At 71.8% G+C, this 7420-nt stretch carries 6 protein-coding genes and 1 rRNA gene; 2 read left to right on the top strand and 5 right to left on the bottom strand.

Annotated elements, in window-relative coordinates:
• Both rrf and PV350_RS42410 read left to right on the top strand, forming a co-directional pair.
• Window positions 1-97, top strand: a 5S ribosomal RNA gene (gene rrf, locus PV350_RS42415); the annotation flags it as partial.
• A 68-nt stretch (window positions 98-165) separates the two neighbouring features.
• Window positions 166-675 carry a GNAT family N-acetyltransferase gene (locus PV350_RS42410; RefSeq protein ID WP_500338721.1) on the top strand — a complete coding sequence of 170 codons (510 nt, stop codon included), beginning with the start codon at window positions 166-168 and terminating at the stop codon, window positions 673-675.
• A gap of 8 nt (window positions 676-683) precedes the next feature.
• Here PV350_RS42410 and PV350_RS42405 read toward each other — a convergent pair whose 3' ends face one another.
• The 5 genes from PV350_RS42405 to PV350_RS42385 all read right to left on the bottom strand — a co-directional run.
• Window positions 684-2264, bottom strand: coding sequence for a type IV secretory system conjugative DNA transfer family protein (locus PV350_RS42405; RefSeq protein WP_500338719.1), 1581 nt, complete (start codon window positions 2262-2264; stop codon window positions 684-686).
• A gap of 14 nt (window positions 2265-2278) precedes the next feature.
• Window positions 2279-3664 (bottom strand): putative type IV secretion/conjugal transfer ATPase, encoded by a 1386-nt coding sequence (locus PV350_RS42400; RefSeq protein WP_499516895.1) that lies wholly within the window; start codon window positions 3662-3664, stop codon window positions 2279-2281.
• 157 nt (window positions 3665-3821) lie between these two features.
• Window positions 3822-5372 (bottom strand): SCO6880 family protein, encoded by a 1551-nt coding sequence (locus PV350_RS42395; protein ID WP_499513094.1) that lies wholly within the window; start codon window positions 5370-5372, stop codon window positions 3822-3824.
• Window positions 5369-6655, bottom strand: a complete 1287-nt coding sequence (locus tag PV350_RS42390) for a hypothetical protein (RefSeq protein ID WP_499513095.1) — start codon at window positions 6653-6655, stop codon at window positions 5369-5371. The genes PV350_RS42395 and PV350_RS42390 overlap by 4 nt, the downstream gene beginning before the upstream one ends.
• On the bottom strand, window positions 6645-7420 hold a 776-nt coding region (locus PV350_RS42385), incomplete at its 5' end, for a DUF8175 domain-containg protein (RefSeq protein ID WP_500338718.1). The genes PV350_RS42385 and PV350_RS42390, both read right to left, overlap by 11 nt.

The raw sequence follows: 7420 nt of genomic DNA, 5'->3' as shown, positions 1-7420 counted from the left end.
GGAAACGCCCGGTTACATTCCGAACCCGGAAGCTAAGCCTTTCAGCGCCGATGGTACTGCAGGGGGGACCCTGTGGGAGAGTAGGACGCCGCCGAACAAATTTTGAGCCCCGGCTCCCGAGTTTAATCACTCGGGAGCCGGGGCTTTTTTGCGTACGATCGCGGTATGACGAGCTACACGATACGTGCGTCCCGCCCCGACGAGTGGCGTGCCCAGCGGGCGCTGCGGCTGGAGGCGCTCAAGGACCCCGCCAGCAGCGTGGCCTTCGTCAACACGCACGACACCGAGGCCGCGTTCACCGACGAGGTATGGCAGCAGCGGGGGCAGACGCAGGCGTTCATCGCGGAGGACGAGGCCGGCGAACGCGTCGCGAACGTGGCCGTACTCGTGGAGACGGGCGAGGAGTTCGCCGTGCCCCAGACCCATCTGGTCGGCGTCTACGTACGGCCGGAGTTCCGGGGCGGGGCGTTGGCCGCGGAATTGCTGGGTGCGGCGATCGAGTGGTCGTGGCAGCTGCCGGATCAGGTGCGGCGCGTGCGGCTGTGGGTGCACGAGGACAACCACCGGGCGCAGGCCTTCTACAAGCGGCTCGGCTTCGTCAGGACGGGGAGGACGATGGCGTTCCCGCTGGACGAGTCGCGGACCGAGTACGAGATGGAGCTGGAGCGGCCGTAGGGAGTGCGCTAGGGCAACCGCACCGCGTCCGGGACCTCTTCGAGGAGCGCGGGGGGCTGGGTGCCGAGGACGAGGCGGGTGTCGGCGCGCTGCCACAGCGGCCCTCGCCAGTGGTCGCGGGCCTGTTCGGGGGAGCGGAGCACGGCCAGGGTGGGCAGGCCCGCGGAGGTGCCGGTGGCCAGGAGGTCGGGGAGTTCCGGGATCGGCGCGAGGGCGGCGATGTCGTCCAGCACGAGGGTCATTGGTGGGTCGAGCCGACCGGAGGATGACCCTGCGGCCATGCGCCGGCCGTGCTCGACCACGCTCGATACGAGTGCGGTGAGCAACGGCATCGCACCCGGGTGGGTTCGCGGGTCCTCGTTGGGCTCGCCCACCACATAGAGCGTGCCCAGATCCTTGAGGAATGACTCCAGCTCGAGGCCGTCGGCGCGTCCCGGATTGCAGGCGTCCCGGATGTGGACGGAGTTGAGGGACTCCAGGGCGCGGTGGACGAGCGCCTGGGCGGCGTCGCGGCGGTGGGTGTGGGCGTGGAGGACGGACTCGAGCTCCCCGCTCCAGCCGGAGGCGGCCTTGGAGTGCGTGCGCAGGATGCGGACGGCGTCCTGGCCGGAGCTGCCGCTCGCCCAGCGGTGCACCTGCCGGAAGGGCTGGCCGTCGACGGCGGCGGCGTGCAGCCAGCAGCGCAGGAGGGTCTCGGCGGCGTCGAACATCGCGGCGTCGACCGCGGCGCGCGGCCGTACCGGGAAGAGCAGGGCGCGGGCGCGGGTGACGGCCGTGGGGACGTCCTCGCAGCCCGAGTGCGGGGCCCAGCGGAGCCGGGCCGGGGTGTCGACCAGGTGGGCCGGGTCGTAGACGTGGACCGGGCCGAGCTTGGCGCGGTTGCCGACGGTCTGGTGGAAGGTGTCCGGGTCGGCCGTGGTGACGAGGACGGGGCCCGCCGCGTTGAGGACGGACGGCTGGACGAGGCGCTTGCCCTTGTCGCTGCGGAGGGCGGCGAAAGCGGCGTAGGTGCGGGTGAGTTCACGGTCGATGGTCACCGACGGAGCCCCGGGGCCGGCGGCGGGGACGCCGGTGGCGGGTCCCACCGGTACGGGTTCAGGCTCGGGGGCGGCCGGCTCAGGGGCCTCCACGGGCCCCTGCGCGGCCTGCCGGGGCCGGGCCGGGGTCGCGGGCTCCACGGCAGCCTCCGCGGCCTTCTGGGCCGCCGTACGGCGTGCCGCGCGGCGGGCTGCGCGGCGCAGCCGGGTGCGGGCGACGACGCCCATCACGAAGACCGTGAGGACGAAGAGCACCATCAACTGCCCGATGAACACGCCCCAGAACAGCCCGGAGCCGGGCAGCCCCGCCGGCGGGGCGGGCCGCCAGGCCCCGGCGATGTCGTGGGGGTCGGCGATGAGGTGACGCATGGCCACGGGCGTGCGCGTGAAGTGGACCTCGGCCGGCCACGCCCCGTGGGAGACGAGGCCGGCTATCCCCGTGCCCGTCCACACCAGGACGGTCATGCCGAGCAGGAAGCCCATGACGCCGAGGATCAGCCCGTCCGGGATGCCGCCCTCGCGCTCCTGTCCGTGGTGCTGCGCTCTCGCCATGGTCAGGTCCCCGTTCAGGCCACCGCGTCGTCGGCCAGCTGCTTGTCGAGGGAGACCCGGGGCTCGTCGAACCCGTCCGCCCGGTCGTCCTCGTCGGCCGAGGCCTCGGTCATGGCGCGGTCGGTGTAGACCAGCGGGCGTTCGGTCTCCGTGATGAGGTGCTTGACGACCTGCACGTTGCCGTTGACGTCCCAGACGGCGATGCCGGGGGTGAGGGTGGGGATGATCTCCACCGCCCACCGGGGCAGGCCCAGTACCCGGCCGGTCGCGCGCGCCTCGTCGGCCTTCTGGGCGTAGATGGTGCGCGTGGAGGCCATCTTGAGGATCGCCGCGGCCTCCTTGGCGGCGGCGCCGTCCACCACGTCGGACAGGTGGTGGACGACGGCCACGAAGGACAGGCCGAGACGGCGGCCGAACTTCAGCAGCCGCTGGAAGAGCTGCGCGACGAACGGGCTGTTGATGATGTGCCAGGCCTCCTCGACCAGGAAGATGCGTTTCTTCCGGTCGGGGCGGATCCAGGTGTGCTCCAGCCAGACGCCGACGATCGCCATGAGGATCGGCATGGCGATGGAGTTGCGGTCGATGTGGGACAGGTCGAAGACGATGAGGGGGGCGTCGAGGTCGATGCCGGCGGTCGTCGGGCCGTCGAACATGCCCCGCAGGTCGCCGTCGACGAGCCGGTCCAGGACGAGGGCCACGTCCAGGCCCCAGGCGCGGACGTCCTCCAGGTCGACGTTCATCGACTCGGCCGAGTCGGCCATGGGGTGCCGCAGCCGGTCCACGATGTCGGTGAGGATGGGCTGGCGGTCGGTGACCGTTTCGTGGACGTACGCGTGGGCGACCTTCAGCGCGAAGCCGGAACGCTCGTCCAGGCCGCGGCCCATGGCGACCTCGATGATCGTGCGGAGCAGGGCGAGCTGGCCCGTGGTGGTGATCGCCGGGTCGAGCGGGTTGAGCTTGATGCCCCCGTCGAGGGCCGCCATCGGGTCCAGGCGGATGGGGGTTATTCCGAGGGCCTTGGCGATGAGGTTCCACTCGCCGACGCCGTCCTCGCCCTGCGCGTCCAGGACGACGACCTGGCGGTCGCGGAAGCGCAGCTGCCGCAGGACGTACGTCTTCTCCAGGGCGGACTTGCCGTTGCCGGACTCGCCGAGGACCAGCCAGTGGGGGGCGGGGAGTTGCTGCCCGTACAGCTGGAACGGGTCGTAGATGTAGCCCTTGCCGGAGTAGACCTCGCGGCCGATGATCACGCCGGAGTCGCCGAGGCCGGGTGCGGCGGTCGGCATGTAGACGGCCTGGGCCTGGCCCGTCGAGGTGCGGACGGGGAGTCGGGTGGACTCCACCTTGCCGAAGAGGAAGCTGGTGAAGGCGTCGGTGATCGCTGCGAGGGGGTCCAGCATGGCCATGGGTGGAGAGCCTCCTCGGCGTCAGCGGTCGTGGCGCCTGGGGCGCAGGCTCCGGCGTGGCATCGTTGTCCCTGTCGTCCTTCCCATTAGCGCCGTCCCTGGAGACGGAGCGTCAAGTGCGCACAGGCGCATGGTGCTACCTCCCGGGCCCTCAGCGGCGGATGCCGGTCGCGAACGGAAGCGTGTTGACGAAGGCCCGGTGGTGTTCGCGGTCGCACCACTCCAGCTTGAGGTACGACTTGCCCGCGGAGGCGCGGATCGTGCGCTTGTCGCGCGCCAAGGCCTCCGGGGAGCGGGAGGAGACCGTGATGTAGCCGACCAGGTTGACGCCCGCGGCGCCGGAGGCGAGGTCCTCGCCGCGCTGGTCGATGCGGGTGTGGTGGGCGAGGTCGCGGGGGTCGACGACGCGGTTCATCTTGGCGGCGCGGCTGGCCTCGGCGTCGTCGTTGGTCTTCTCGGTGAGCATGCGCTCGATGGCGACGTCGGTCGGCTCGAGGTCCATGCAGACGGCGACGGTGCGGATCACGTCCGGGGTGTGGACGAGCAGCGGGGCGAGGAAGTTGACGCCGACGGGGGTCAGCGGCCACTCCTTGACCCAGGCCGTGGAGTGGCACCAGGGGGCGCGGGTGGCCGACTCGCGGGTCTTGGCCTGGAGGAAGGTCGGCTCGGTGGCGTCCAGTTCCGCGGGCCAGGCGTTGCGCCGGGTCATCGCCTGGATGTGGTCGATCGGGTGGTCCGGGTCGTACATGGAGTGGATGAGCGACGCCAGCCGCGCCTGGCCGAGCGGCTGCCGGACCCGGATGTCGGCCTCGGTGAGGCGGGCGCAGATGTCGGTGAGCTCACGGGCCATGACGGCGGCGATGCCGGCGTCCTTGTCGAGGGACTTGCGGGCGCCGCCCGCGGCGCGGGCGATGGCGTTGCCCTCGGCGGCGAGCTCGCGGCTGTAATGCATGCACGCGACGAGGTAGGCGCGGTGCTGCTCGGACGAGGTCGACACCATCGACTGCAGTTGGTCGTAGGAGTCCTTGAGCCACTGCTCGGCCCGGTCGTCGCCGCGCTGGGCGACGTCCTTGGCGTGGGCGTCGGGGTCGGCGGGGAGGGTGCGGGCGAGCATCTGCAGCCGGGTGACGAAGCCGTCGCCGTTGGCCACGTGCTTCAGCAGGGTGCCGAAGCGTTCGACCAGGGCCTCCTGGTCCTCGCTGTCGCGCAGGCCGACGCCGGGGCCCTCGATCTCGATGGCTGCGGTCACGGTGCGCCGGTCGACGTGCAGCAGCACGGCGATCTCGTCCGGGCCGAAGGGCGCCGACAGCCAGGTGATGCGGCCGATGCCGGGGGGCGGCCCGATCTCCACCTCGCGGCCGTCGAGCCGGGTGCCGGACTCGGCGGCGGTGGAGCGGTACGTCGCGGCCGACCGCAGCGTGCGGCGGTAGCTGCGGTTGATCTCGAACCAGCGGTAGAAGGTGCGGCGCCGGTAGGGCATGTAGACGGCGGCGAAGGCGAGCAGCGGCCAGCCCGTCAGGCCGAGGATGCGCAGCGGCAGCACGGGGATCAGCAGGCCGCTCATCATGCCGAGGAACGCGCCGACGATGATCAGGGCGATCTCGCCGGTCTCGCGGTTCTTTCCGACGATGGCGTTGGGACGTGCCTTGCCGATCAGGTACGTACGGCGCTGCTGCGGTGCGGCGTAGGGCTGGGACGTCACCGGCTTTCGCCTCCTGCTGTCTTGCTGGTCGTTCCGCCGCCGTTGCCGCGGTCAGGGTTCGTGCGGGGCGCGGGGGCCGGTGCCGGCGCGGTGCCGTTGCGGCTGCTGTGCGCGGCGATGCCGCTGGGCACGGCGTTCGTGGGCTGTGCGCCGCCGCCCGAGGCCTGCTCCTGGGGGCCGCCGCGGGTGCTGTGCGTCTTGATGCCCTGCTTCACCAGCGCGGCGGGGGAGGAGATGACGGCGGCGGCCTGGGACTCGGAGCTCGCCTTGCGGTTGCTGCGGAGGCTGGCCACGTCGTCGCCGAAGCCGGGGACGAAGCGGTAGATCATCGCGCTGGCGAAGATGGCCAGCAGGATGATGGCCAGGCCCGACACGACGGCGCCGAACGCGGTGGGCCCGTCGGAGCCGCTGAGCGCGCCCGCGAGGCCCAGCACGACCACGATCACCGGTTTGACGAGGATCACGGCGATCATGATCCCGGCCCAACGGCGCACGTGGTGCCACATGTTCTTGTCGACCAGGCCCGAGTACACGGCGGTGCCGAGCAGCGCGCCGACGTACAGCAGGGCGGCACGGATGACGAGTTCGAGCCACAGGACGCCGGCGGCGAGCACGGACACCAGGGAGACCACGATCAGCATGATCGGGCCGCCGCCGATGTCGGAGTCCTTGGTCAACGCGTCCTGGAACGAGCCGAAGAACGTGTCGGTGCCGGCGGAGGTGCCCGAGGCGATGACCTCCGTGATGCCGTCGGTCGCCGACACGACGGTGTAGAGGATCAGCGGCGTGAAGGCGGAGGCGATCACGGTGAGCCAGAGGAAGCCGACCGCCTCGGTCAGCGCCTCGGTGAGGGGCACCCCGCGCACGGCGCGCTTGGCGACGGCCAGCAGCCACAGGAGGAGCGTGAGGAAGGTGGAGGCGGCGAAGACGACGGCGTACTGGGTGAGGAACGCCTTGTTGGTGAAGTCCACGGCCGCGGTCCTGTTGACCGCCTTGGAGAGGCCGTCGATGACCCAGGCGGCGGCGTCGGCGCAGCCGCGCGCGAGCGAGTCCAGGGGGTCGAGGGGGTCCGCCACGGAGGGGGTGTTCTTGGACCCCGTGCCGCCCTCGCAGTAGTCGCGGGCCTGCCCCACGATCAGGTCGCACGGGTTGCTGCTGCCGCTCGGGCTGGGGGTGGGGCTGGGGGCGGCCACCGCGCGTGAGGCGGCCAGGACGAGGGTCGTCTGGGCAGTCGCGACCAGGGCGGTCAGGGACAGCGCGCGGCGCCGGTGGCTACCTGGCATACGTGAACCCTCCGTAACCCTGGACCGCGTTGGCGATTTCCTCGGCGTCGGCCGCGCGGTTGTCGCCGTTGACGGGCGCGGGTCCCTCCTTCTGGCCGGACGTCTCGATTCTCCAGTCCCCGTCAACCCATACGAGTTGCTCGGTGATGGTGAACCACGTCTGGCTCACGGGCTTCGTCGAGCCCTCCCCGGCCAGGCCGACGAGGCCCGTGCTCCACACCTCGACGGTCGCCGCGTTCTTGGAGAAGCCCGTCACACGGGTGCCCACGGGGACGGTGCGGGAGACGAACGTGTAGCCGTCCGGCACGCTTCCGTCCTCGTTGAGTCCCACGTTGGCGAGGAAACCGGGCGAGTAGGCACGGTCGAGGTCACCTTGGAGGCGGTCGACGACCTCGGGGGCGTGGATCGCCGCGACGATCGTGTGCCGGCGGGCCTCGTCGAACATGCCGTCGGAGCCGAGCGCCACGGCGTAGTTGGCGGCCGCGGACTGCGCGCCCTGGTCGGTGCGGGCGTAACCCGTGGGGATGCCCGCGTCCTTGCCGTTGACCGGCTTCGTGCCGGTGGGGGATGTGGGCTGGGAACGGGCGCCGTTGGAGGAGCCGCCGCTCTGGCTGCCGCCGCCGGGGGAGTCGGAGGGGGAGCCGCCGCCGCGGTTGGCGAAGGCGATGGCGGCGATGAGGAGCACGACGACGCCGACGACCGTGACGAGGCTGCGGCTGGAGCGCTGCGGGCGGCGGGAGGGGCCGCCCGCAGCGCTCCAGCCGC

It is taken from the genome of Streptomyces sp. PA03-6a (assembly GCF_033792765.1).
In the GTDB taxonomy this organism is placed as follows: Bacteria; Actinomycetota; Actinomycetes; order Streptomycetales; family Streptomycetaceae; genus Actinacidiphila.
The sequence above is the reverse complement of the archived record's forward strand: the minus strand, read 5'-3'. Positions and strand labels throughout refer to the sequence as shown.

Excerpts from the sequence above, each read along its gene's own strand:
- PV350_RS42410 (WP_500338721.1), top strand. The coding sequence starts at position 166 with ATGACGAGCTACACGATACGTGCGTCCCGCCCCGACGAGTGGCGTGCC.
- PV350_RS42405 (WP_500338719.1), bottom strand. The coding sequence starts at position 2,264 with ATGGCGAGAGCGCAGCACCACGGACAGGAGCGCGAGGGCGGCATCCCG.
- PV350_RS42400 (WP_499516895.1), bottom strand. The coding sequence starts at position 3,664 with ATGCTGGACCCCCTCGCAGCGATCACCGACGCCTTCACCAGCTTCCTC.
- PV350_RS42390 (WP_499513095.1), bottom strand. The coding sequence starts at position 6,655 with ATGCCAGGTAGCCACCGGCGCCGCGCGCTGTCCCTGACCGCCCTGGTC.